The sequence below is a fragment of the Microcoleus sp. B13-B6 genome (genome assembly GCF_036705405.1).
Classification (GTDB): domain Bacteria; phylum Cyanobacteriota; class Cyanobacteriia; order Cyanobacteriales; family Microcoleaceae; genus Microcoleus.
Genome location: NZ_JAUBUJ010000206.1, coordinates 1 through 1,227, shown reverse-complemented (window position 1 = coordinate 1,227; position 1,227 = coordinate 1). Strand labels below are relative to the sequence as shown.

General features: G+C 45.8%; 2 protein-coding genes. One reads left to right on the top strand and one right to left on the bottom strand.

What is annotated here, in order from left to right:
* A partial coding sequence (locus QUB35_RS38375) for an RluA family pseudouridine synthase (RefSeq protein WP_333148234.1) occupies positions 1 to 826 on the top strand: 826 nt, incomplete at its 5' end.
* Here QUB35_RS38375 and QUB35_RS39340 read toward each other — a convergent pair.
* Entirely contained in the window at positions 803 to 1,030 is a 228-nt protein-coding gene (locus QUB35_RS39340) for a DUF6883 domain-containing protein (protein ID WP_445252096.1), read from the bottom strand. The genes QUB35_RS38375 and QUB35_RS39340 overlap by 24 nt on opposite strands.
* Positions 1,031 to 1,227: the final 197 nt, after the last annotated feature.

Below are 1,227 nucleotides of genomic sequence, written 5' to 3'. Positions count from 1 at the left end.
AAGCAATAATATTTCTTGTGGAACGGGCATCTTGCCCGTTGCGGGCGGGCTAGAAGCCCAACCCCTACTCCCCACAAGCAATAATATTTCTTGTGGAACGGGCATCTTGCCCGTTGCGGGCGGGCTAGAAGCCCAACCCCTACTCCCCACAAATCATCATATTTCTTGTGGAACGGGCATCTTGCCCGTTACCGAAATACTACCGATTATCTATGAAGACAAATGGTTGATTGCGGTCAATAAACCCTCTGGTTTGCTGTCAGTTCCAGGTCGTTATTTTGAAAATCAAGATAGTGTTTTCAGTCGTTTGCGGAACTTGTTAGCTGATAGTTTTAATTTGACAGTCGTGCATCGTTTAGACTTGGAAACATCTGGGATTTTGCTATTGGCGCGGGAGAAAGAAACTAGCAGTCAACTCAGGCAGCAATTTGCAAAAAAGCAGGTTCACAAAGTTTATGAAGCGGTGCTTTCGGGTACGGTAAAAATTGATGCGGGGACGATCGAACTCCCACTTTGGGGCGATCCCGAAAATCGCCCTTACCAGCAAGTCAATTGGGAGTGCGGAAAACCCAGCGTTACTCGCTTTCAGGTAATGGCGAGGGAAGGAAATTGCGATCGAGTCGAGTTTTTGCCGCTGACGGGACGCACCCATCAATTGAGGGTTCATGCAGCGGATGTTCGAGGGTTGGGGATACCGATTTTGGGCGATCGACTTTACGGATGTCGGGCTGCTGGGAAGCGGCTACACTTGCACGCGCGGGAACTTTCGTTTGAGCATCCGCAGTTGGGAGAAAGGTTATACCTACAGGCAGAAACACCATTTTGAGCTAAGGGCGATCGGGCAACGATCAATATCTGTAGAATAACAAGTAATTGCTTCAGCATCCAGAGTTTTAGTTGAAATTTGTGCTAACAGTAAGTCATAGTTTTCTTGATTTAATCCTAAACGAGGATGAAATATTACAGCATTATTGCTACCGACAGCGTTATCTAAATTAAGAGGATACTGTGTTGATTTTCGAGGATCGATAACGAGATGGCTGACAATTTATTTCAGCTTCATGTTTGTTGACCGAGCAGTAATTTTAGCACCTAACATATTAGATATCTGCTTTGGGAACCCGATCGACTTTTAATTTTAGCTCTAACGTATAGCGGTTCTCAAAAAAGTGAGGTATGCCCTATGCCCTATGCCCTATGCCCTATGCCCTATGCCCTATGCCCTAT